This window comes from Flavobacterium ustbae (assembly GCF_003946915.1).
Taxonomy (GTDB): domain Bacteria; phylum Bacteroidota; class Bacteroidia; order Flavobacteriales; family Flavobacteriaceae; genus Flavobacterium; species Flavobacterium ustbae.
The window spans coordinates 86760-112111 of sequence record NZ_RPOC01000009.1 but is presented as its reverse complement, the minus strand read 5'-3'; the positions used below and the strand labels follow the sequence as shown (position 1 = coordinate 112111).

Sequence of the window (25352 nt, the reverse complement as noted above, 5' to 3'; positions counted from 1 at the left end):
AAAATGTAAAAAGGCGTTTAAAAAACACCTTTTTATTATATATTAAATATAGAAATATCGTACATTATTTATCTAAAACTTCAAACGTTGAATTCATACTTTTGAATTCTGGAACAATTTTTTTCATTTTAGCAACAATATCATCATTTTCATAAAAATCAGCGATACCAATTAATTCATCAACATCAATATGAAGATTCTCATACTCATCTTGAATTTCTTGCGCAATCATAATTTTATTATGGTATGTTGGAAGAGTCTTTGATGTATCATTTAGCAATTCTTCGTAAAGTTTTTCTCCAGGTCTTAAACCAACAATTTTAATTTTAATCTCTTTATCTGGTATAAAGCCTGCAAGTTTAATCATTTTTCGAGCTAAATCAATAATTCGAACCGGTTTTCCCATGTCGAATATATAAATTTCACCACCATTGCCCATTGCTCCAGCTTCTAATACAAGCTGACAAGCTTCTGGAATTGTCATGAAATAACGGATAATGTCTTGGTGCGTAATTGTTACTGGTCCGCCCTCTGCAATTTGCTTTGTAAATAATGGAACAACAGATCCGTTTGAACCTAAAACATTTCCAAAACGCGTAGTTATAAATTTCGTACCACCTTCTACGTTTTCTTTTTGATTTTTTAAAAATAAAGACTGTACATACTTTTCTGCAATACGCTTACTGGCACCCATTACATTACTTGGATTTACCGCCTTATCTGTAGAAACCATTACAAATTTCTTTACATGATATTTACAGGCTAAATCGGCAAGATTTTTAGTTCCTTTAATATTGGTTTGAATCGCTTGTGAAGGATTCTCTTCCATCAAAGGAACATGCTTATAAGCAGCTGCATGAAAAACAACATGCGGATTGTAATTTTTAAAAACTTTCTCAAGTGCTTTTTTACTTCGTACATCTGCGATCACTGCTACAATTTTGGTGCTAGAATTCAAAGCTTGAGTCTCTAAGCATAAATTATGCAAAGGAGTTTCTGCGTGATCTAAAACAATAACATTTTTAGGATTAAAGTTTAAAACTTGTCTAACAATTTCACTTCCAATTGATCCTGCAGCTCCTGTAATTAAAATTGTCTTATCTTTTAATTGCTTCGAAATTGACCTACTATCTAGGACTATAGGCTTTCTTTCTAATAAATCCTCAATTTGAATATTCTTTACTTTCTGGGAAATCTCTTTTTGATTTTCCCAATCTGAAATTAACGGTACAGTATATACTCTGTAATTAAACTCCAAGCATTGATCAACAATAATAAGTTGTTCTTCTTTAGTTAAACTTTTATCTGCAATAATAACGCCTTCAGCGGCAACTGATCGCATTAGTGCTGGGAGTTTTTTTCTCAAAATCAAAATTGGCAAATCTAACATACGTTTAGACGCATTTTGATTATTCTTATCAACAAAACCAACTATCTTAAAACGAGAGGGGCTTTCAAATTTTAATGCATTTGCTACAGAAATTGCATTGGCATCTGTTCCATAAATTACTGTTCTAATTAATTTGCTAGTCGCTTTTTCCGAAAAATACATTTCAAATGTCTGTTTTACAACGACACGATACAGAAATAATCCACAAAAGGACAAAACCAAATTAATAAAAAGAGCCGTATTCAAAAAAGCCTTATGCCCAGTATATAGCTCATATACTAAATTTATAAATAAGAAAAACACTAGCACAGACATCTGAGAGAACAATAATTTTATTGCATCTATATATGATGAATGCCTAATGATACCTGAATATGTTCTAAAAAGCCAGAAAAAAAACACATTGGCCATAATTAACCCTGTAACAAAGTAAAAATTATGAGAGGTAATAACATATCCTATTGCCGTACCTTCAAATAGCAAATAGGTAAGACAAAACGAAAAGACCAAAACCATTACATCTATAGCTACAATAATCCATCTAGGCAAATAACTTAGATTATTGATATTTGCCCGAAGATTTCTTGGCGAAAAAGTCTTATATAACAGAGAGGTTATATTATTTGGCTTGTCTGTATTCAATTTTGTTTTTTTTATGTACCTGTAATTGTTTTTTTTTATACAAAAATACAAATTAAAGGTTTTATATAATTAGTTAAAGATACAAATTAAATTTTAACACTTTTTTTCTTTTGTTTTAAAAAGTCAATTAAGTATGTCCCATATCCCGATTTTAAAAGAGGTTGCGCTAATATCTCCAGCTGTTCATCATCAATAAAACCTTGTCTCCATGCAATTTCTTCAATACAGCCAACCTTTAGTCCTTGTCTTTCTTCTATTACCTGAACAAATTGTCCTGCTTGCATTAAACTATTAAATGTTCCTGTATCCAACCAGGCAGTACCTCTACTTAATATTCCAACCTTCAATTTTCCTTTTTCAAGATAGACTTTATTAACATCTGTAATTTCGTATTCGCCTCTCGCACTTGGCTTAATATTTTTTGCAATTTCTACAACAGAATTGTCATAAAAATACAAGCCTGGAACGGCATAATTAGATTTTGGCTCTACAGGTTTTTCTTCAATTGAAATTGCATTTTTGTTTTCATCAAATTCAACAACTCCATATCTTTCCGGATCTGAAACATGATAAGCAAAAACAACACCTCCATCAGGATTGGCATTATCTTTTAAAAGTTGTTGCATGTTTGTTCCAAAAAAGATGTTATCTCCTAGTACCAATGCTACTTTATCTTTGCCTATAAAATCTTCACCAATTACAAAAGCTTGAGCTAATCCGTTTGGATTTGGTTGCTCTGCATAACTAAATTTACAGCCTACTGCACTTCCATCTCCTAAAAGTTTTTTGAAATGAGGCAAATCATGAGGAGTTGAGATTATCAAAATTTCATTAATACCTGCCATCATCAGAGTTGACAATGGGTAATAAATCATTGGTTTATCATAAACAGGCATTAATTGCTTGCTTACTGCTAACGTTAACGGATGCAATCTTGTGCCTGAACCTCCAGCTAAAACAATTCCTTTCATAATCTTATTTTTAGGTTTCTAATTTCAAAAATTCTGATCTTAGATTTTTAAATGAACATTTTTTTTAAACTTTCCTTGTAATATGGAACATTTAAATTATATATTTTTTTTACTTTCGACTTACTTAATAATGAATAACTGGGACGTTTTGCCGGAGTTGGATATGCAGATGATGGAATTCCTCCTACTTTACAACTGTAATTCCCAAGTTCTTTAATACTTATTGCAAATTCGTACCAGCTAATTTCGCCTTCATTCGAATAATTATAAATTCCAGGAATCCAATTTGAAGAATTAACAATATCAATCATTGCTTGTGCTAAATCAGCTGCATAAGTTGGGGAGCCAATCTGATCATTTACAACGTTTATTTCTTCTCTTTCTTGCATTAAACGCTGCATTGTTTTTACAAAATTATTTCCAAATTTACTATAAACCCAAGAAGTTCTTATAATAATCGAATCAGGATTTTGCTCCATGCATACAGCTTCTCCTGCCAATTTACTTTCACCATAAACATTTATAGGATTTGTTAATGCTTCTTCATCTAATGCAACAGAAGAAGTCCCATCAAAAACGTAATCTGTAGAAATATGGATTAACTTAATATTATTTTCTGAAGCAAATTTTGCAATTATTTCTACTGCCAAAGAATTGACTGTAAAAGCCAAATCTTTTTCTGTCTCAGCTTTATCAACCGCAGTGTATGCGCCACAGTTTAAAATCACGTCTGCTTGTGTTTCATTTAATTGAATAGGTAATTGATCTAAGTTATCTAAAGTAATTTTTGATCTATCAGCAAAAACCCATTCATATTGTGGGTAGTTTGATGACAAAACTGAAAGTTCTGATCCTAATTGCCCATTTGACCCTGTTACAAGAATTTTTTTCATTAAAATAAACTATTACAATTTTCAATAAAAGGCAGAATCTGATCTTTTTCTGACACAATTGCATCCTCTAAATTCATACCCCAGTCAATATTCAGAGACGGATCGTCATATTTTACACCTCCCTCAGAAGATTTATTATAAAACTGATCACATTTATACATTACTGAAGCCGTTTCACTTATAACCGAAAACCCATGAGCAAAACCTTGGGGAACAAGTAGCTGCTTTTTATTTTCTGCCGATAATAAAATACTAAATGCTTTCCCATAAGTTGGTGAATCTTTTCTTAAATCTACGGCAACATCTATAATTTCGCCCTCTAAAACACGTACTAATTTCGTTTGTGCAAAAGGAGGATTTTGATAATGTAAGCCCCTCAAGGTTCCATACTTGGAAAATGACTGATTGTCCTGAACAAAATCAATATTAATTCCTAATTCTTCAAATTTAGCTTTGCTATAAGATTCGAAAAAATAGCCTCTTTCATCTCCAAAGACTGTTGGCTCTACTATTACTAAATCTTTTATAAATGTTTTTTCAATTTTCATTTTACAATAATTCTTTTATTTTTATTAAAAAAAGTTGTTACAACGTTTTTTATTTTGTCCCTATCTTCTTCTGTAAGATTTGAACCAGATGGCAAACAAAGTCCTTTTTCAAACTTCTCTTCTGCTATATTATTTCCATAGTAAGGATAGCTCTCAAAAATTGGCTGCAAGTGCATCGGTTTCCAAACTGGTCTAGTTTCAATGTTTGCATCTTCAAAAGCTTGCAACAAATTATTTTTGACTTCGTTAGATTTCAATAATATTATATTTAACCAATAATTTGAAAAATAATCTTCGCTATTTACTTCAAAAAGTTCAACTTCTTCAATAGTTGAAAATAGTTCTCGATAAAATAAATGATTATTTATTCTTGAATCGATTTTCTCTCTAAGTATTTTCATTTGTCCTAAACCAATGCCTGCACAAATATTACTCATTCTATAGTTATAACCAATTTCACTATGCTGATAATGAATTGCATCATCTTTAGACTGTGTCGAATAGAAAATTGCTTTTTCTTTTAAAGCTTTTGAATTAGAAATTAAAGCTCCACCGCTTGAAGTAGTAATTATTTTATTCCCATTGAATGACAATATTCCAAATTCGCCAAATCCACCACATTTTTTTCCTTTGTAACAACTTCCCAACGCTTCAGCGCTATCTTCAACAACTGGAATATCGTAACGATCAGCAATGGCATGAATCTCATCTACTTTATAAGGCATGCCATACAAGTGAACTGCTATTATTGCCTTTGGTTTTCGCCCTTTTTTAATTCTATCTTTTATTGCAATTTCAAGATTATCAGGACATATGTTCCAAGTATCGGGCTCACTATCAATAAAAACAGGTATTGCTCCTTGATATAAAATTGGATTAGCTGATGCCGAAAATGTTAAGCTCTGACAGATTACCTCGTCACCGTGCTGAACTCCCAATAGAACTAATGAAAGATGAATAGCAGATGTACCAGAATTTAATGCCGCAACAAAGGAATTATTCTCAAAATAATTCTCAAGTTTTTCTTCAAACTCATTTACATTTGGCCCTCCTGAAGTAATCCAGTTAGATTTTAATGCTTTCTCGATATATTCTCCCTCGAGACCACTTTGCTGCGATAAGGATAAATAAATCCTACCCATTTAATTTCCAATAATCAGCGGGATATCTCGCATCATCTTCTTTTACATTTGATAATGGTAAAGTAGAAAATGATATTAATTTCGAGTTTTTCTCTAATGACTCTACTGCATTTGCATAACCTGCAGGAATATGAACTATCTTACTATCGAATTCATTAACCAATACTGTTTCAATATTTAAATCTTTTGAAGGATTTTCCCAGTTATCAATTTTTATAAAATGAATTTTAAAAGAACCGCTTACACAATAAAAATTCTTTGCGTCCAATTTGTGTCCTTGCCACGCTCTAACAGGATTTTCTTCTGAATTTGTTATGATATAAAATCTTTCGATAACATCAAAATTAAAATCATTAACATATGAAATAGTACCGCGATGATCTGAAAAATTTCCTCCTTGAATTACCTCTGGACTCATATTTCTAGTTTTAATTTACTTTTATTTATTAAGTAAAATTTTAATGAATAAACTAAAAGTAACGGAAAAATTATTATAGCAAATAATAAGTAATCATTTACTTTTTGATAAAGCAATATTACTAAAATAGAAATTCCAATCTGTGCTAATGCGTAATACAGTGAAACTAATCTATGCTGTATTTTGTATTCGTTGCTTAAGATCTGATAAAAATGTAAACGATGTGCTTCAAAAATATTTTGCCTTAAATAGAGCCTATGTAAAATCGTGCAAACGGCATCAACACCGTAAATAGCCAAAAATAAAAGCCAAATAATCGAATTTGTATTTAAAATTAATTTTAGAACTAAATAAATAATCCAGAAAGCAATCGCAATACTGCCCACATCGCCTGCAAAACATTTGGCTTTTTTTCTATAATTAAAAAATAAAAAGACAAGACTTGCAATCATTCCATATTTTATGAAGCTTCCATCTGTAAACAATTGAATTTTGGCATTAACATATAATAAAGATCCAAGCACAACTAAAGTATAAAGTCCAGTTATCCCATTAATACCGTCCATGAAATTATAAGCGTTTATTAATCCTATTGCAAGTACATAAGATATAATAACTCCCCAAATTGGCATAAGTGTAAACAAGTTGAGATCTAAGAAAATTAATGTTATTGCAAGAAAATGAATCGAAATTCTAATCTTGTTAGAAAGACTTTGAATATCATCCCAAAAACTTACTAAACTAACTAATGTAATTCCTGTAAAGAAAAAATAATTAGATTCTATATTTTGCATAAAATATAATAAAGAAGAAAACCAAAAAATAATTCCTCCTCCTCGTAAAGTCACTTCAGTATGAGAACTTCTTTGATTCGGTTTGTCGATAATGTTAAAACGATCTGCTACTTTGAAGTAAAGAAGCATTAAGATCATTAAAATTAACAGTAGTACTGTATATTGCATTCTTATTTAAATTTTAATCCCAATTAGAGTATTTGATTTCATCGTAAACTTTTTGAATTCCTTCTTCTAAAGTTATCCTTGCTTTCCAACCAAGAGCAATTAATTTAGACACATCCATCAACTTGCGTGGAGTTCCATCTGGCTTAGAAGCATCGTTTAAAATTTCACCTTCAAATCCCACAATTTTTTTCACTAAAATTGCTAAATCCAAAATCGAAATATCTTGACCAACGCCAATATTTATAAAACCTGAATCATCATAATTTTCCATCAAAAACAAACAGGCCTCAGCTAAATCATCTACATGCAAAAATTCTCTTTTAGGCCTTCCGGTTCCCCAAATAGTTATTGAAGTATCTCCGTTATGTTTAGCGGTAATAAATTTTCGAAGCATTGCTGGAAGGACATGCGAGTTATTCAAATCATAGTTATCATTAGACCCATACAAATTAGTAGGCATTACTGATATAAAATTACATCCAAATTGATCTCTATAAGCATCACACATTTTGATTCCTGCAATTTTGGCAATTGCATAAGGTTCATTAGTAGGTTCCAATTCTCCTGTAAGCATGTATTCTTCTTTTAAAGGCTGAGGCGCCAATTTAGGATAAATGCATGAAGATCCAAGAAACATAAGCTTCTTAACTTTATTTAAATAAGAATGGTGAATTACATTATTTTGTATCATCAAATTCTCATAAATAAAATCTCCTCTAAAAGCATTATTTGCAATGATACCACCAACTTTTGCCGCAGCTAGAAAAACATAATCTGGTTTTTCCTTTTCGAAAAAATCTGCAACCGCTTGTTGGTTCTTTAAATCAAGTTCTGAGGAAGTTTTTAAAATAAAATTGGTAAATCCTTGGGCTTTTAATCTTCTTAAAATAGCTGATCCTACCATACCCCGATGACCAGCTACAAATATTTTATCATTTAACTGCATAAATATAATTTCTCGATTACCATGACAAATACCTTTATCTAATTCTCTCTTTGTACATATTTTAGATCACTTGTAACCATTTCACGAACCAAATCAGCTAAACTATATTTTGGGATCCAACCCAATTTTGTTCTTGCTTTTGTTGAATCTCCAACTAACAAATCAACTTCTGTTGGACGGAAGTATTGTGGGTCAACGGCAATAATCTGTTTACCCAGTTCAATTTGATATGCAGGATTATTACATGCAATCAAATATCCCTTTTCATTTACTCCTTCTCCTCTAAATTCAATATCAATTCCTACCTCTGCAAATGCCATTATAATAAAATCACGAACATAAGTCGTTTGTCCCATAGCAATTACATAATCTTCAGGAGAACCTTGCTGTAAAATAAGCCACATTGCTTCTACATAATCTTTAGCATGTCCCCAATCTCTTTGGGCATCTAAATTTCCTAAATATAAACAATCTTGTTTTCCTAATGCAATAGCTGCTACGGCCATAGTTATTTTGCGAGTTACAAAAGTTTCTCCTCTACGTGGTGATTCATGATTGAATAAAATTCCATTACAAGCATACATATCATATGCCTCCCTATAGTTTTTTAAAATCCAAAAACTATAAATTTTAGCTACTCCGTAGGGCGAACGAGGGTAAAAAGGTGAGTGTTCGTCATAAAAACCATTTTCGTTTTTATTTTCTGGTAACCCGCCATATAGTTCAGATGTTGAGGCTTGATAGACTCGGGTTTTCTTTACTAAACCCAATATACGTATTGCTTCTAAAATTCTTAATGTCCCTATACCATCTACATTTGCGACATACTCTGGCGAATCGAAGGAAACCTTTACATGGCTCATCGCACCCAAATTATAGATTTCGTGAGGCTGAACTTCTTGAATGATCCTAATAATATTTGTTGAGTCCGTAAGATCGCCATAGTGTAGCTTAAAGTTTACATGTGTTTCATGTTGATCTTGATAGATATGATCTATTCTTTGTGTATTGAAAGAAGATGCTCTTCTTTTTACACCATGAACCATATATCCTTTTTCTAATAATAATTCTGCCAAATATGATCCATCTTGACCTGTAATTCCTGTTATTAGTGCTATTTTCATAAATTATTAAAAGAGTACCTTACTTAATATTTACTTGAAAATTTGATTTGACAATATATTATTGAAATTGAATACTTTTTAGCTTGCTATAAATTGATTATTTGACAAAGCTTTTGATTGTCTTTTCAAGTCCATCTTTTGTTGTAGTAGGCAATTTTTCGATTCCAATTGCCATTTTTATCTTCTGATTTGAAACTCTATAATTCTCAGTTAATTTTTGAATAGTTTCAGAATTTAATGGTAGCTTAATAATATCACCAATTTTTGCAATCCCATTTATCAAAGGTTTAGGAATAGAAATATTTAAATTGGTTTTATTCAAAACTACTGATATAATCTTTACAAGCTCATTTGTAGAAAGTACATCATCGTCCGAAAAATTATACACTCCTGATTTTATCTCTTTATTTTGAAGAATTTCCTTAATCATAAAATTAAGATTATCAATTCCTAGAAATGATCTTTCATTTTGAAATGCACCTAATGGATAAGGAACTCTTTTTTTTACGACATTATAAAGCAAATTTAAGTTTCCTTTATTTCCAGGGCCATGAATCATACAAGGTCTAATAATAAAAACTCTTTTGCCCTCCGGAATTTTATTTGATAAAATATATTCTTCTGCCTTAAGTTTAGATTGTCCATAAGGAGTCTTAGGATTAGCCATAACATCTTCCACTAAGATATTTTCAACTGTATCAGCGACTGCTTTCACACTACTAAAATAAATGAAATCCCTAATATCACTCTCTAAGAAGGTTTCAAATAATTCTTTTGTTAAATCTGTGTTAATCTCAAAATACTCAGACGCATTACTTATATTTTTTGTGTCATGTGCTTTTCCTGCAAGGTGAATAATTGCATCACCATTAAAATTTCTTTTCCAAGTTGAATTACGCAATGTTATGCTAACAATATCAAAAGAATTATAAGATAGATAATTCGCTAAGTTTTTACCTACAAAACCTGAAGCACCAGTTATGAGAATTTTCATAATTAATTATTATTTCTTAAAACTTTAAAATAAATTAATTTATAAAGGCTAAATGGTAAAACTCGTAGAGGAATCTTAAAACAAACAACTTTAAAGAATTCAGAATAACTGAAAAATCCCAAATTTAGAAACTTCCTATACAATTTCATTTCATTTTTTGCATAATCAAGTCCCCATCTTCTTTTAATTGCTTTTGAACGGTCAGCACCTAATCTAAACCATAAAAGACTGTCATTGACATTTCCAAATTTAAACCCTTCTAAATATGCACGAACGAAAAAATCATAATCCTCTGGGAAAATTTGAACATCATAACCATTTAAAACAGAATAAACCTCTTTACGGAATAAAATTGTTGGATGCGAGAATGGGCTTCTTAATTTCATAAAATTGACCATTTCATTATGTTCAAGAGGAACTTTTCTTATAGAAACTATATCATTAATATCATTTCCAAATTCAATTATTTGAGAACCTACTATATCCAAATTTTCTTTTACAATAAATTCAATTTGTTTCTCAAACCTGTTTTTAAAACATATATCATCAGAATCCATTCTTGCAACAAACTCATATGAAGCTTGACAAATACCAATATTTAAAGCATTTGCCAACCCTTTATTTTGTTGTAATCTAATAATCTTAAAAATTTCATTAGTTTCATATTGGCGTAATAAATTTTCAATCTCTATACTAACAGCCCCGTCAACAACAACTATAATTTCCGATGGAAGATAACTTTGTTCTAAAAGACTGTCAATTGCATCTTCAAAAAATGAAACATTATCATTTTTATAAACAGACATTACAACGCTAATTTTATGTTGTTTTATCACTTTTAAATTCAATTTAAATATTTATGCTCCATATTATTAATAAATTTTCTTTTAATTTTAATCGAAATTATTCTTTTTAATACTTGCGAAAAAAGCTCTAGTCGATATCTAATTTTGAAAATTATTGTGTTTTTGCTTTTCCCTTGAGAAAAGGACGAGTTTTCATAATGCCTTCTATATTTAACTAATTTATCATCTATAAATTTTACAGTTCCAAATCTTTCCGATAAAATTCCTATCCAATTGTCATGTAATATCATTTTTTTTGGAAATGGCAATGCTAAATCTAAGACAGCTTTGTTAAAAGCCATACAGCAACCATGATAAAGAGGTTTACTGATATTTAAAAATAGACCTCGGGGCAAATTAATATTATTATTAAAAAAGGAGTCTGAAATCATTACATTCTTTTCATCAAATATTGAACAGTCACTCATTACAGTCGAATATTGTTTTAAATAAGGCAACATTATATCAAGCTTATTTTCGACCCAAATATCATCTTGATCTGCCAAAAAGATAAAATCTCCCGAAGAAGATTTTAATGCATTTTCAAAATTTGATGAAACTAGGTAATGTGCATATATATTTTTTCTGGAATCTTTATTTTGTTTATGATTTAATAAAATAATTCTTTCATCATTAAAAGACTCTATAATATTTATAGTCTGATCTGACGAACCATCGTCAGATATTATTAATTCATCATTATTTCCTAACTGATCTAAAATAGATGAAATCTGACTTTTTATATACTTTTCTCCATTGTAAGAAGCCATACAAACGCTTACTTTCATATTCATATTTTTTAAAGGTGTCCTAGTTTTTTTTAATTTAAAAAATACTTTAATTATGTCATACTATCTTTTATTAGATTATAACGCACCTCCCAGGTATTATTAAGAGCAAATTCTTTATTCTCTGAATCAGTTTTTTTCACTGTTAACTTGTTGTTAATTATCTGGTTAATACAATTATAAAGTTCTTCCTTACCATTATATAGATAAATATATTCCGTAAACAATTCTGATTCAGAATATCTAGTTGCAATAACAGGCTTAGACATATAGATATACTCATAAATTTTAACAGGATTAACCGATCTTATCAATTCATTTAATTTAAAAGGCATTATTAATCCTGAGACATTTTCCATTAATTTAAACATATCGGCTCTGTCCACGGTTCCAAAATAATGTAAACGATCATGTTTTGGTATTTGCACATCACTTGGTCCTAATAATAAAAATGAAACCTCCCCATTCTTTTTTAACACATGAAGAATTGACTCAAAATCAAACCAAGATGAAATAGCCCCAACATACATAAAGGAATTATTGATAGAACTAATTGCATCAAAAATATCTTTTCGCTTTATTTCTGTAGAATGATTAGGGATTCCAATTGCATTATTTACTACAATAACATTTCTATTAATTCCTGTTCTTTTTAAAACCTTATTTTTTAAATATTCTGAAGAACAAAATACAATGTCAGCTCTTTGCATAATATTTTTTTCCATATGCATTGCTTCTTTAAAAATAACTGGATTGTTCTTAACATCAGCAAATTCTAATTCGTCATCCATACAATCGTAAATCAGTCTAACATTTGAAGGCAAAATTTTATAAATCAAATTATACATTGCCCAACTGGTTACCCACACAGAGTCGTACCTTTTTAATGAAGGCAATTGCATTCTAATAAGAATATCATTTATTTTTATTAAAAACTTAAGGTGTTTTAAAACTGGTATTCTTTGAAAAGGAAAAATAAAAAAAGAGGAAATCGACATTCCATTATTTTTTTCATTTATTAGATTACTTTTTGATACTTTCAATGGTTTTTTATAAACAACATTTAAATCAAAATCTTTATTTAAATATTCTGCAAAAAAATGAGGCCTTTGTTTTATCCATCCCCATGGAACATGCATTATATACAATATTCTAGGTTTTTCCATTAATTTTTAATACTACAATTACTAAATTTATATTAAATTTTTACTCAAGACTCTTAAAATCTGAATTTTTATTATTATAACTTTCTCGTTGTTCTAATGTTAAATTAGTATCTAAAAAAAACATATAGTTTGTATATGGTATATATCTTGAATCTTTAATTAAATAACTTACACAAGGAATAATACTTATAATTGATACGAATAAGAGGTAAAAAACTCTGGAACGAAGATCAAAAGCATAATAAATAATTCCAATAGCAGCTACATAAAATACTGTTATATATAATTGAAATCTTCCAAACACCGTAATTGTTAAACCTAATCTAAATAGGATTGCTGATAATATAGAAAACATAAAAATTAATTTTCCATTCTCCTGAATTTCGATTCTTTTCCTCCCTAAAATAATCAAAATAAATATGAGAGTATGCACAATTAATCCCATTGACAATAATTTCCCTTCTGCATTAACGTTATCTGCCGCGTACCCTTCAATCTTAGCGCCAACAATTGGTACTGATGAAAACAAAAAATTCACAATTGAAAAAATCAAATCTTTACTTAGCAGTATAATGTTTGTAACAATATAAAAAAAAACAATATTATTAGTTTTATAGCTTTTATTTGCAAAATAATAAAGTATCAGCATTATTACAGCTGAGACATGAAATGACATAGCTAACAAAGTCATAAATAAATATGGAATAAATCTTCGCTCTCTTAAATATTTTAAAGAGCGTAAAAAAATTGCAATTGCAATAAAATTTCTTAGTGGATTATCTATAAACAAAAAAAATGCATACCATGATATATAAAACAATAATGATAAATAAAATGTATTTTTGGGACAATAAAATTTTAGAGAACTTATAACTACAATATAAACTAAAATTTTTGTAAAAATTAGAAACGGAAAAAAAGCAATTCCAAGGCTTTTAAACAGCTTTATATAGAAAACAAATCCAGGTTCAAAAAACAAGAATAAATAGGATTTATCTTCATCTGTACTTGCTTCGTATAAGTTTTCATATGTGGGCCAATCAGAACCTGTTGTATAGCCAAAACATAAAAAAAAACATAAAAGAAGCAGAAAGAATACTGTTAGCTTCTGCTCTTTTTCTTTAATCACAAATAAAAAGATACAACAAAATAAAAAAAAAAGGTAATAAAACATTAAAATAATTTGATAAACATATTATAAAATCGAAGCAATATTAAGTTAAACTAAAATATTATTAACCTATAATTTTATTATTTTGTAATAAAGTACAAATAAATTTTCTAGAATTAAAAAAATCAATTAGAACTTAGTTTGAGTAAAATTTCAAAGACTTCTCTAGATGTTTCCCCATTCCCATATGGGTTGTGCGCGGTACTCATTTGATTATATAAATCCTTATTCATTAGCAATTTTTTCGTATGATGAATAATTTCCGCTGTATCAGTTCCTACTAATATTACTGTTCCTGCATTTAGTGCCTCTGGACGCTCCGTTGTATTTCTCATAACTAATACTGGTTTTCCTAAACTTGGTGCCTCTTCTTGAACTCCACCACTATCAGTAATAATCAATTTTGATTTTTTCATCAACCAAACGAAAGCTGGATAATTTAAAGGAGATATTAATTTAACATTTTCAATGTCCTTCAGCACATTATTAACTGGTTTTTGAACATTTGGATTAAGATGAACTGGGTAAAAAATTTGGACATCTTGTTCCAATGCTATTTGTTTAATTGCGTTACATATATTAATAAATCCTTCTCCAAAATTTTCTCTTCTATGTCCCGTAACCAATATTAAATCTTTAGTAGGATCAACAATAGATTTCAGGAATTCTATTTGTTCATCATTAATTTCTTCTACTTTGTCTTTAGCATAAAGGAGAGCGTCTATGACAGTATTTCCTGTTACAAAAATAAAATCAGGATCAACATTTTCTTTTAAAAGGTTTAACTTCGATTGTTCTGTTGGTGCAAAATGTATATCCGCCAAGCGTCCTGTAATCTGGCGATTCATTTCTTCAGGAAACGGTGACAATCTATTATTCGTTCGTAAACCTGCTTCAATATGACAAACTTTCGCTCCGAAATAAAAACTAGCTAAAGCCGCTGCACTTGAGGTGGTAGTATCACCATGAACTAAAACATAATCAGGAATAAAATCATCTAAAACAGGTTTCATTGAAGAAATTACATCCGCAGTAAGAGTAAATAAATTTTGTCCTGGTTTCATTAAATTTAAATCGTAATCAGGTGTAATTTCAAAAAAATCCAAAACCTGATCTAACATTTCACGATGTTGTGCCGTTACACAAACTTTAGTATCAAAAATATCTTCATACTTTTTAAATTCTTTTACTAATGGTGCCATTTTTATAGCTTCTGGTCTCGTTCCAAAAACAATTAAAACTCTTTTTATTTGCATAACACTTCTTTTAATGCTTCTAAATATTTCTTACCATACTTCAAATCAGGCTCCATATGATTTCCTTCAGCCCACTCATTCCATGATTTCAGAAATATAACCTTATTCTCTTTACTCTTTTTTCGTACTGATTCAACACTTTTAGCTACGTGTTTTTTAAAAAGTTCTGGATTAGAATTATGAAGAATTGAAGCTTCTTTATTACTTCTCGGAGAATGATCCCAATTAGGAAATATTGCAGGAAATACATTTTCTTGTACATCTTCTGGTCCATTAAAATATTTCATTGCTTCTTCATACAAATATACTCTTGGTAATCCTAAAACAATATTTAAAAGTTTTTGTTTTAATCTTTGATAAAAACCTCTACCAAATTTAGCATAATCATGAAGTCTGATAACATTAACAGAATCAAAACCCCAGCTAAAAATAGTTTCCATTTCAGAAACTTCTGTCGTATGCCCAACAAAATGAATGCCTTTCAGTCCATTTTCTAATGCTAATCGACGCCAAACATCAATAAAAGTTTTAACTTCTTCATTTCCCAATGATTTATAAATCATAAACAATGGTTTATCTTCAATAGTTATATATCTTTTATCTTTAAATGCAGGAAGCACTTCGTAGAAATGAGCAATATAGTCTTTATTACCTGGATATTGCTGTTCAATTAAAACATTTCGATTTTTTAATCCATGTGCAAATCCTTTCCACGTTTCGTTTGCCCAAGCTAAACAAAAAGGAAAATCAGGCTCGCCAGATACCACAACCTCATTAAATGGACGTTCTATTAATCTTTTACCGTTTCCAAACCAATAATGCCAATAACAAAATCCTTCAACACCATATTCTCTAGCCATATCTGCTTGAGCTTTACGTGTTTCTGGAACTCGTAAATCATAATATCCTAAATCTGCAGGTATTCGTGGTTGATAATGCCCTTTAAAAAGAGACTTTGCTTTGCCTACATTTGTCCATTCAGTAAAACCTTTACCCCACCATTCGTCATTTTCAGGAATTGGATGATACTGAGGTAAATAAAACGCTATAACTCTTGCTTCTTTAATCATTATTTATTTAATTTCTCTAATTACACGTGCAGGATTTCCTGCTGCTACACAATTTTTTGGAATTGATTTTGTTACTACTGCATTTGCACCAATAATACAATTTTCTCCTATTGTTACGTTTGGTAAAACTACCACTCCCTCGCCTAGCCAAACATTATCTTCAATAATTACCGATCCTTTACTATACAATTTTCTCTGGGCTGGGGCAAGTATTAAAGATTTTTCTGTTATTTCTCCATGAGAGTGATCTGTTATATAAACTTTGCTAGCTATTAAAACATTATCACCTATTACAATTTTATTAATAGCACCTATGTGACAATCTTTTTGAATAGAAACATTATTTCCTATTTCTATGCAAGGAGTAAATTTTTCTCCTAAGAAAGAGTCAAGCGCATCTAAACGCAACCTTTGGTCACAACCAAAATTCATCCCTACACTTATAAATTCCCCTCCTTCTAAATATAGTGGAGATGAAACAAAAAATCCTTTACCCGATTTTTTAAATTCATTTCTAATCCAAATAGAATATAATACATTATACGTGCGATTTAAACCTTTAAAAAGATTTGGAGAAAATACATAATGAAAAAAAAACAGAATCTTCTCTACAAATACTCTAATTAGTCTTTTCATTTATTATTACTTTTATTTAAAATTTCATTATAAAATTTGAAAATTTGATTTCCATTTTCTTCCTTAGAATAAAGAGATAAAGCTTTTTCTTGTGCTTTTTTAATTATTGGGAAATAACTTTCAATTCCATTAAACACAAGTGTTTTCAAAGCAATTGTTAAATCTTCAGAATCATTGTATAAAATTCCAAGATTATCATTTTTTAATATTTCTTGGGTGCCTCCAGAGTCATGTCCAATTATTAAGCAACCATTAAACATAGCTTCAACCGTTATAAATCCAAAACCCTCGAAACGAGAAGGAACTATTAAAGCAGTTGCTTTAGCCATTAGATCATTAACATCGCTTCTGAATCCCAAAAAATGAATCTTCTCAGAAAGTCCTTCTTTATTAATAATATCATCTAATTCTTTTTTATAATTCGTTGCTACATCTCCAGCAAGATAAAGATCAAAATCATAATTTAGTTTACAAAATTTTATATAAGCCTTAATTAATACACCAACTCCTTTTGCTTCTTCAACACGTCCAACAAACAAAAAATAGTTGTTTTTATTTGACTCAAACCTAAAATCATTACTTCTCATAACTCCATCGTAAATAACCTTCGCATTATTATTCATAGAATAATGTTCATAGATCTGTTTGGTAACTGCTATTGGAAAATTTTCTAATGATTGAAGTTTTCTTTTAAATCCTCTCATTGAAAAAATCGGACGCATATTAAAAAACAAATCCTGATACTCTCTAATATGCCAAACATGAGGTATGTTTAGTTTCCTTGCAACATAAAATCCTAAATGATCTGGTCCTATATTGGTGTGAATAATTACTGGATTAGTTTTTTTTACCAAAGAGCTTAATTTAAAAGCCGCTATAGCATTGATAATACAATCACGTATTAAACGAGGAAAAAAAAGCATATAATCTCTAAATGAATTCAATTCAGGATAAATTGAAAAAACATGTGGAATTATAACATAGGGGATCTTTCTAAAATCCAAATCAGAACATATCCCTCCATCAAAAGCCGTAACTACAGTAGGACAAACCCCCATCTCAATTATTTCATCAAGTACGTTTAGTAATGCCTTATTTGCTCCATACGGTACAGTATGGTTTATTAAGTATAAAACTTTAATTTTCGTCTCCATTATTAATTTAACAATTATTCAAATTTGTTAAAATATAATTTTCTGAATGCAATTTTAATCTTTGCAAGTTTAAACTAACAACCTCATAATTAATTTTATCATTAGTATTAGGCAAATTAGTATGAGATAAAAGCCTTTCGGATATATTTAAATTATCTAATAAGGTCTGAACTCGTCCAGAATTTTTACCCATTCCAAGAGCATAGAATTCTTTCTCAAATATTAATGAAAATGCGACACCATGAAAAGAAGTTGAAACTACAATCTCTGCATTAGCTATCAAATCTATAAAATCATTTGGATTAGCAGTTTGATAATATCTTTTTTCAAATAAAAGAGGCTCAACTCTTCCTCTTACTTCAATTATTTTATAACCGTAATGAGCACTTAGTTTATCTACGAATTCGATTGCTTCCTCAGACGGAGTCAATTGGTAAAAAAATATGTATTTTTCCTTTTTCTTTGGCAGCTCCGAAGAATTGTTCAAGCTTAACCATTGCTTCTTTGTCAAAAGAAAAACTGGATCCAATACTAAAGATACTTTTTCTTCAATTACTTCTTCAACCAATTCTTTTAACTCTTCTTCTCTAACAGAAATGGCATCAAAATTTTTTAGCATTTTAGCCAAATATATTTTATCCTGATCGTCTACGTTAATTATCCCCATACTTGCTGCGTAAGTTATTTTCTTACTGGCATTTATCGGATAAAATCCAAAAAAGACATCACTAAAACCTTTAAAAAGTGGATAATTTGAACGTCTCCAAATTTGATCACTACCGTATATTACTAAATCATAATTTATATCTTTCATACTGCTCTCCGTAGGATAAGCTACTTTAGATGATAAGTTAAAATTTTGTTTCATAAATTTCTTATAGCCATATGCTCTCTGTAATATTCTTCTAAGACCTATCATCAATATTACAATTGATTTGATCTTACCTAAAGAACTTATAGACTTAAAATAAGGAATTAGTTTATAATCCTGCGCATGATACTCTGGCCAATAATCTATCATGTTTACCTCATGGCCTTGTGATCTAACATAAGATTGTAGAGCATAGGCTTGAAGCAAAGCCCCATAATTGTGGGCACGTTGATACGTTAATATTCCAACTTTCATTTAAATAACTTTTATAATATTTTTGTATTTATCTTTATGAGATGTCACTAATTTAAAATTATCTGGAATTCCTCCGCATGCTATCATCAATATAACAGTTTCGGATTCTTTAATCTCGAAAATTTCTCTCAACTTTAAATCTTGTTCTGGAGAAGCACACCAATTAAGTGGGCAAGCTCCTATTTGATAGTAATGAAGGGCATAAAGCAAGTTCATTGCATAAATCCCACCATTAACATAAACATCGTTTCTTTCATTCATGCTTAAATACCCGCCTAATTCAGCCGTTAAAACAATTACCTTGTCACTCAAATGTCCAAACCCACGATTACCATTTTGGACTTCTAAAGCTTTTTTAATAAGTTCTTTTTCTTGCAACACATAGACTCTAGAAGGCTGTCTATTACATGCCGATGGTGCATTTTGCGCTAATGAAACAGCTTTTTCTATATCCTCTATTTTAACACTTCCTTCAAACATTCTAAGACTTTTTCTATTCGAAGAAAACTTTTCAAAAGAACTATAAGTATGCTCTAAATAGGATTCTTTTGTCATTGAAATCTGCTCTGAAGGTTCCAAATCTTCTTCTTTCAACAATAATTTATCTATTAGATCTATTAAATCATCTTCTAAATCAAATTTCTCATTTCTATGAACAGATTTATATTCAGCAATAACCCTAAGTGCATATTTGAATTGTTCTCTATCAGTTCCAAACAAATTTTTAAATAAAATACAATGGTTTACCAAATCAATTAACACATTTTTACCAAAACCCAATCGCATATTAGTCATAGCGAGACCTTTCTCGATAGCATGATACTCTACTATTATTTGTCCAAGTAACTTTTCTGGATTATTCCATTTAGTTAAAACGTTTGAATGCTTAAGAAATCTATCCGAATCGTACTTATAAAATCGATTACTAATCTTAGTAAATTTTAAAATTTTAACCTTGTTTAGTACTACTTCTGGCATCAACCTCTTAACAAGCTCTTTTACATTCATTTTTGATAATTTAAAATTTTATTTTTAAAAAAAGATATTACTATTTTTTTTTCCAATTTTGTAAGTCCTAATAAATAAATATTAATTAAAACACTTGTTAATGATACTAATCCAATTGTAATGAATCTAAGAAAACTTTCATTCATGTTAAGTACAATAAGTAAAGGGCTTATAATGGATATAATAGTTATTAATAAAATAACTTTAATAACATCGTTAAAAAATGTATTTACAGGAAAATCAACCATTCCTTTTAATAAATATAATCGTAAAAACAAACAAACTATAGAAATAAAAATGGAAACAAACATTGTACTTTCAGCTAAAAAACCCATTTTTAACAATACAAAAGAAATCGGTAGATTTAGTAGCATTACTCCACCAACTAATGATTGATATAATCTTATTCGTCCAGTTGCTTGTGCTAAAGTTTGTAGTGAATACGAAAAAGAATCTATCAGTGCACAAATAATAACTAACCTAGTAAAGACGACTACATTATCTGGCACTATTTTAAGCCATAATTTCAAAACAAAATTAGTTTCGAATAAAACTGGCATAGACAAAGTAAAAATAAGGAAAAATGAATATTTCGAACTTTGAAAAACTAAAGAAAGCATTTCTTTAATTTCGCCTTTTGAATAATATTTTATAATTTGTGGATTAACAGCAGTAGTAAATCCCATTACAAATTGATTTACAGAAGAACTGACTTGATAAGCTATACCTCTTGCGGTATTAACAATTGGCCCAAAGAAAATATTTAGCAAAATATTAATCCCTTGATTATTAAGAACCCCTGCAACCGCTCCAAAAAGATTCCAACTAAAATAAGATGTAAGGGTTTTAAACAAACTTTGATCCCAAAGAAGTTTAAATTTTATATTTTTATATTTTTTTTTACAAATGAAAAAATAAATTGCACTAGTAATACATGTAGTTGCAAAAACAAGAAATGCATATAATTTAAGCTTATCAATAGAAAACAAAAACAACAAATAGACTACCAATAATTTAAAAATCACTTCAACAATGCTCACATATGCATATGTGCCCATATCTTCATGAGCTATAATCAATGCATTAAACGGAACAGTAAATATTGTTACTAAAAATGATAAAATTGAAAATTGATATATCCAATTTGCTGCAATAATTCTATCAGGCGGAATGACCATTTGTGAATTTAAAAACCATAACCCAACTGTCTCTCCCAAAAATAAAATAATTAGCGCAATAATTATATAAATAATTATTGTCATACTAAATGTTATTGTTAATTGGGGTATATCATTTCTGCCTAAATCAAATGAAAAAAAACGTTGAGATGCTGTTGCCATACTATTACTCAAAAACGAAAACATCACCACAATTCCTCCAACAACATTATAAATACCATAATCCACTACACCTAAAGTATTCAATATTACTCTCACTGTATATAGTGATACAAACATTGTTAGCATCATCCTAAAATACAGCAAAAGAGTATTTTTAGCAATTCTTTTATTATTATTATTATTATTATTTAAATTTTCCATTAAAACTTACAAAGAATGCAAATTAAGATTATCATTCTTTAAACATTATTATCATTTAAACTGTTGTTTAAAAAATTCTTTAAAAAAAAGTAGAAGCATCACTAAAAAACCACCTATTACGCCACCCAAAAAAAGGCCTTTTGCTTTGCCAAAACGTTCTTTAGCTAAGGGCAATATTGGAGAGTCGATAATTTGAATTAAAGGTGTCTCTTTACGTAAAGTAACTTTTGCCAATTCACTCTGTTTAACTAATTCCGTTAAAATAGCGGTATTTGCTCTTACATCTACTTCTCTCTTTGCAGATGGAGCCCGTTTCACATTTAGTGCGGGATTCAAATTAAAAGTATCGTCATTTGCTATCGCAACGCCAGTAATCGCACCATTAAGTTCATTTCTAATAGAATCAACTTGATGTTCTAAAACTGCCATATTTGTTCTGGCTTTTTTACTTTTAGTATTTATATAAAAACTAGATACCTGCTTTACTAGTGCTTCTGTAAAATATTTAGCAAACAATTCATCAGTAGAAGACATATCAATATTGATAATTGTAGACTTTTTCTCTTTCACTCCAATCTCTAAATTATTCAAAGATAAATCCTTGTAAATTAATCCTAAAATACTATCATGAACTCTCGTGAAATATTTACGTTCACCATTTGGTAAGAACTCTATACTTTTTAATTTAGAATTTTCTTGCCAACGCTTTCTCCATTTTTTATTTTGAATATACATCTCTGCTAATGAAATAAATTTTCCCTTAACATCTACTGGAGTTAATAAAGTCTGCTCAACCATGCTACGCGACTTAAACAATTCTGTCAAATTAGCTCCAGAAAAAACACTCCCTCCACTTCCTCCGATGTCTAACCCAATACTACTAGCCAAACCCAATGCACCGCTTAAACCAGACGTTGATTTATCATCTTCTATCGCAAATGTTAAGGTCGCTGTATAAATAGGCTTTTTTATAAACGAAAATGACAATCCCAAAAGAGCACCAACAATACCTCCCAAAACAATTATTTTCCATTTTAAAAGAAAATAATTATACCACTCTCTAAATTTATTAAGCATTTCTTTTAAAGAAATTTCACCCTCAATTGAATTTTTATTATCGATCAAAATATTCTATTTAAATGCTGTAACAATTAATAATGCTAGACTCGTTATTACACTACCTATGCTAACCCACTCTCCAGTAGTCATTTTTTTTGTCTCTGGTTTTTCAGGAACAACAATCTGAGAATCAGGCTCTACCGTAGGATAAGAACGAAAAAAAAGAAAAGACTTAGTAATATCAGCCTTACCATTAGGATAGATAATATATGCTTTCTTTTTCCATCCTTTATTGTCAATTCCTCCAACAGAGTTAATATAATATTTGAATCCCTTTCCTTTTCTATAAGGTATTTCTGATGTCAATAATACATTTCCAGTAACCTTTACTCCTTCATTATACACTGCAACTTCTATTTCATCACCAGGAAATAATGTAACATTTGAGAAGTGATTTTTATCCTTTACTATTTTCTCCCAATTAATTGGAATAGTAGAGAATTTCAACTCTTCTTCTAACTTTTTTGTTAATTTTTCTTTTAAAGTATCATTTTTTGATAAATTCAAATCAACACTTTTTAATTGCTCTATTTGATCTTGCTTAATTGGTCTAAGAATTTTCATTCCTTCTAAATTAGCGACAGATGTAAGCCCACCAGCTCTCATTACAACATTATAAACAGTTTCTTTTTTATTTGCTAAAACATACTTTCCAGGATATACAACAGCACCTTTTATAACTACCATTTCTGGTTTTTCATAAACTGCAATTCTACGGATGTTAACTACATCAAAAGGTTTGAGAATAAAATTTTTAGCTTGCTCATTGTTATCTGTAGTAATTTCAAATTGAACCAACTCAATACGTTTTGGATCTGAATCATCTATTTGATCTGATTTTATCATTCTAGCAATTTCTACTCTTTTAGATGCAGAACCTGTCAAACCACCAACCTGAACAATTAAATCATTTAGAGTTAAATTTTCTAAATAATCATAAACTCCAGGATTTTTTACTTCTCCGTCAATGGTAACTTTATATTCTTCTCTAAAATCCAAAATAGAATAAACAGTTACTATATCTTCTCTTTTCAATTCAATATCTGCACTTAAATCTCCAGACAATGCATTAGTCAAATCAACATTAACAATCTCTGTAGTTAAATCAGCTTTTAAACGAACTATTCTCGCCCTTTTACTGTATGCATCTTCTTTTAACCCTTCAGCTCTTGCTATAAGATCAGATACACGCATTCCTTCCATAAAAGAGTAATAATCAGGTCTAAAAACAGCACCTTCTATTTTTATTCTATTTTCAAAGCGGTTTAAAATTTTTGTAATTCTAAAAACATCTCCCGACTGTGGAAAATAAGAATTGTACTCACTTTCATTTATATCATGAACTTTAAATTCTTTACCAGTTTTCTGTAATACATTTACAGAAGCCGTATAAGCAAATTCATTAAAACCCGATGCAAAATTTAACAAATCTGAAAAAGTCTCTCCCTTTTTCATTTCAAAAATACCTGGACGTTTTACTTCACCTTCCATGGTAACACGTTGACTATATGCTGGAATTCTAATGACATCATTTTCTTTCAAATTAACATTATCAGATTGATCTCCCTTAACTAAGAATCTATATATGTCAACATTCTTGTATACTTTATTATTTCTAATTAATTCTATGTTTCTATAGCTTCCATTCTTTCCAGGACCGCCAGCTAAATGCAAAGCATTGTAAACGGTAGCCAGAGAAGAAATTGAATAATTTCCAGGCTGTTTACCTCCAACAATTGTTACTTTGATTGTCCTTATTTGGCTTAGACTAACGCTTACCTGAGATTGCCCAGAACGAACAGTGCTATATACTTTTGCAATCGCAGCTTTTATTTTTTGATTGGCTGCTTCAATAGACATTCCAGATACCGAAATCTGTCCTACATATTCAATCGAAATTTTACCTTCAACACTTACCGGTAGGGACGCATTATATTCTTGAACACCATAAACACTTACTTGTAGTTCATCGCCAGGTCCTAGAATATAATTCATAGGTGTTGCCATCTTTAAATCTGGTTCAAAATTTAAAGTTGGATTATCAAATAATTCCGAACCAAAAATTAAAACATTTGCAGAATCTTTGACTTTTTCATTATTAATTTTGTCCTGTTTTCTTCCATATTCAGATTTGCTTTCCGTAATTTTCGGTTTATCTGCATTTTTACTCGTTTTTGAACTATATTCGTTAAGGCGAATCTTTAATTTATCATACTCCGTCTGACTCATTCCTTTCGATAGTGCCATTGGTTCAACTTGTTCTATTGTAGCATTATTACTTTTAAGCTGAGCACTAATTTTAGCCAAGTCATCATCAGATAAATAATCAACTTTAATTGTACTTAAGTCTTTACTTTTTAGAATATCTTGAGCTGTTACTTTATAAGAAAACAGAAAAGTAAAAAACAGAATAAGAACGTATATTATTTTTTTCATGTTGAT

At 29.7% G+C, this 25352-nt stretch carries 23 protein-coding genes; all 23 read right to left on the bottom strand.

The genetic code is table 11. From position 1 onward, the window contains the following. Positions 1–64: 64 nt before the first annotated feature. On the bottom strand, positions 65–2032 hold the full coding sequence (locus tag EG814_RS13055; protein WP_125722353.1) for a polysaccharide biosynthesis protein: 1968 nt from the start codon (positions 2030–2032) through the stop codon (positions 65–67). Between the two features lie 86 nt (positions 2033–2118). Further along, positions 2119–3003 carry a glucose-1-phosphate thymidylyltransferase RfbA gene (gene rfbA, locus EG814_RS13050; RefSeq protein WP_125722352.1) on the bottom strand — a complete coding sequence of 295 codons (885 nt, stop codon included), beginning with the start codon at positions 3001–3003 and terminating at the stop codon, positions 2119–2121. 47 nt (positions 3004–3050) lie between these two features. Further along, complete coding sequence (gene rfbD / locus EG814_RS13045) at positions 3051–3896, bottom strand: dTDP-4-dehydrorhamnose reductase (RefSeq protein WP_125722351.1); 846 nt, start codon at positions 3894–3896, stop codon at positions 3051–3053. Then, positions 3896–4444 carry a dTDP-4-dehydrorhamnose 3,5-epimerase gene (gene rfbC, locus EG814_RS13040; protein ID WP_125722350.1) on the bottom strand — a complete coding sequence of 183 codons (549 nt, stop codon included), beginning with the start codon at positions 4442–4444 and terminating at the stop codon, positions 3896–3898. Before rfbC ends, rfbD begins: the two co-directional genes overlap by 1 nt. Beyond that, positions 4441–5586, bottom strand: coding sequence for a DegT/DnrJ/EryC1/StrS family aminotransferase (locus EG814_RS13035; protein WP_125722349.1), 1146 nt, complete (start codon positions 5584–5586; stop codon positions 4441–4443). Before EG814_RS13035 ends, rfbC begins: the two co-directional genes overlap by 4 nt. Further along, positions 5579–6004, bottom strand: a complete 426-nt coding sequence (locus EG814_RS13030) for a cupin domain-containing protein (RefSeq protein ID WP_125722348.1) — start codon at positions 6002–6004, stop codon at positions 5579–5581. Before EG814_RS13030 ends, EG814_RS13035 begins: the two co-directional genes overlap by 8 nt. Beyond that, complete coding sequence (locus EG814_RS13025; protein WP_125722347.1) at positions 6001–6966, bottom strand: MraY family glycosyltransferase; 966 nt, start codon at positions 6964–6966, stop codon at positions 6001–6003. Before EG814_RS13025 ends, EG814_RS13030 begins: the two co-directional genes overlap by 4 nt. 13 nt (positions 6967–6979) lie before the next feature. Continuing rightward, positions 6980–7912, bottom strand: a complete 933-nt coding sequence (locus tag EG814_RS13020) for a GDP-L-fucose synthase family protein (protein WP_125722346.1) — start codon at positions 7910–7912, stop codon at positions 6980–6982. A gap of 38 nt (positions 7913–7950) precedes the next feature. Further along, positions 7951–9036 (bottom strand): GDP-mannose 4,6-dehydratase, encoded by a 1086-nt coding sequence (gene gmd / locus EG814_RS13015; protein WP_125722345.1) that lies wholly within the window; start codon positions 9034–9036, stop codon positions 7951–7953. Positions 9037–9133: 97 nt separating this feature from the next. Then, a complete protein-coding gene (locus EG814_RS13010; RefSeq protein WP_206430310.1) occupies positions 9134–10030 on the bottom strand; it encodes an NAD-dependent epimerase/dehydratase family protein in 897 nt (298 codons plus the stop codon). A gap of 2 nt (positions 10031–10032) precedes the next feature. After that, complete coding sequence (locus EG814_RS13005; RefSeq protein WP_125722343.1) at positions 10033–10878, bottom strand: glycosyltransferase; 846 nt, start codon at positions 10876–10878, stop codon at positions 10033–10035. Further along, a complete protein-coding gene (locus EG814_RS13000) occupies positions 10875–11663 on the bottom strand; it encodes a glycosyltransferase family 2 protein (protein WP_206430309.1) in 789 nt (262 codons plus the stop codon). Before EG814_RS13000 ends, EG814_RS13005 begins: the two co-directional genes overlap by 4 nt. A gap of 53 nt (positions 11664–11716) precedes the next feature. Next, the gene (locus tag EG814_RS12995; protein ID WP_125722342.1) at positions 11717–12829 is read right to left on the bottom strand and encodes a glycosyltransferase family protein; all 1113 of its coding nucleotides are present in this window, start codon (positions 12827–12829) and stop codon (positions 11717–11719) included. Positions 12830–12869: 40 nt separating this feature from the next. After that, complete coding sequence (locus tag EG814_RS12990) at positions 12870–13958, bottom strand: EpsG family protein (RefSeq protein ID WP_164515323.1); 1089 nt, start codon at positions 13956–13958, stop codon at positions 12870–12872. A 167-nt stretch (positions 13959–14125) separates the two neighbouring features. Further along, a complete protein-coding gene (gene wecB, locus EG814_RS12985) occupies positions 14126–15250 on the bottom strand; it encodes a non-hydrolyzing UDP-N-acetylglucosamine 2-epimerase (protein WP_125722427.1) in 1125 nt (374 codons plus the stop codon). After that, positions 15247–16326: a glycosyltransferase WbsX family protein gene (locus EG814_RS12980; protein ID WP_125722340.1), complete on the bottom strand. Its 1080-nt coding sequence runs from the start codon at positions 16324–16326 to the stop codon at positions 15247–15249. The genes wecB and EG814_RS12980 overlap by 4 nt, the downstream gene beginning before the upstream one ends. Before the next feature lie 3 nt (positions 16327–16329). After that, positions 16330–16962, bottom strand: coding sequence for an acyltransferase (locus EG814_RS21260; protein ID WP_125722339.1), 633 nt, complete (start codon positions 16960–16962; stop codon positions 16330–16332). Continuing rightward, positions 16959–18116, bottom strand: coding sequence for a glycosyltransferase family 4 protein (locus EG814_RS12970; protein WP_125722338.1), 1158 nt, complete (start codon positions 18114–18116; stop codon positions 16959–16961). Before EG814_RS12970 ends, EG814_RS21260 begins: the two co-directional genes overlap by 4 nt. 7 nt (positions 18117–18123) lie before the next feature. Further along, a complete protein-coding gene (locus tag EG814_RS12965) occupies positions 18124–19242 on the bottom strand; it encodes a polysaccharide pyruvyl transferase family protein (RefSeq protein WP_125722337.1) in 1119 nt (372 codons plus the stop codon). Continuing rightward, the gene (locus EG814_RS12960) at positions 19243–20250 is read right to left on the bottom strand and encodes a nitroreductase family protein (RefSeq protein ID WP_125722336.1); all 1008 of its coding nucleotides are present in this window, start codon (positions 20248–20250) and stop codon (positions 19243–19245) included. Beyond that, positions 20247–21791 (bottom strand): MATE family efflux transporter, encoded by a 1545-nt coding sequence (locus EG814_RS12955; RefSeq protein ID WP_125722335.1) that lies wholly within the window; start codon positions 21789–21791, stop codon positions 20247–20249. The genes EG814_RS12960 and EG814_RS12955 overlap by 4 nt, the downstream gene beginning before the upstream one ends. Before the next feature lie 51 nt (positions 21792–21842). Then, entirely contained in the window at positions 21843–22916 is a 1074-nt protein-coding gene (locus EG814_RS12950) for a GumC domain-containing protein (protein ID WP_317133048.1), read from the bottom strand. A 6-nt stretch (positions 22917–22922) separates the two neighbouring features. Next, a complete protein-coding gene (locus EG814_RS12945; RefSeq protein WP_125722334.1) occupies positions 22923–25346 on the bottom strand; it encodes an SLBB domain-containing protein in 2424 nt (807 codons plus the stop codon). Positions 25347–25352 lie beyond the last annotated feature (6 nt).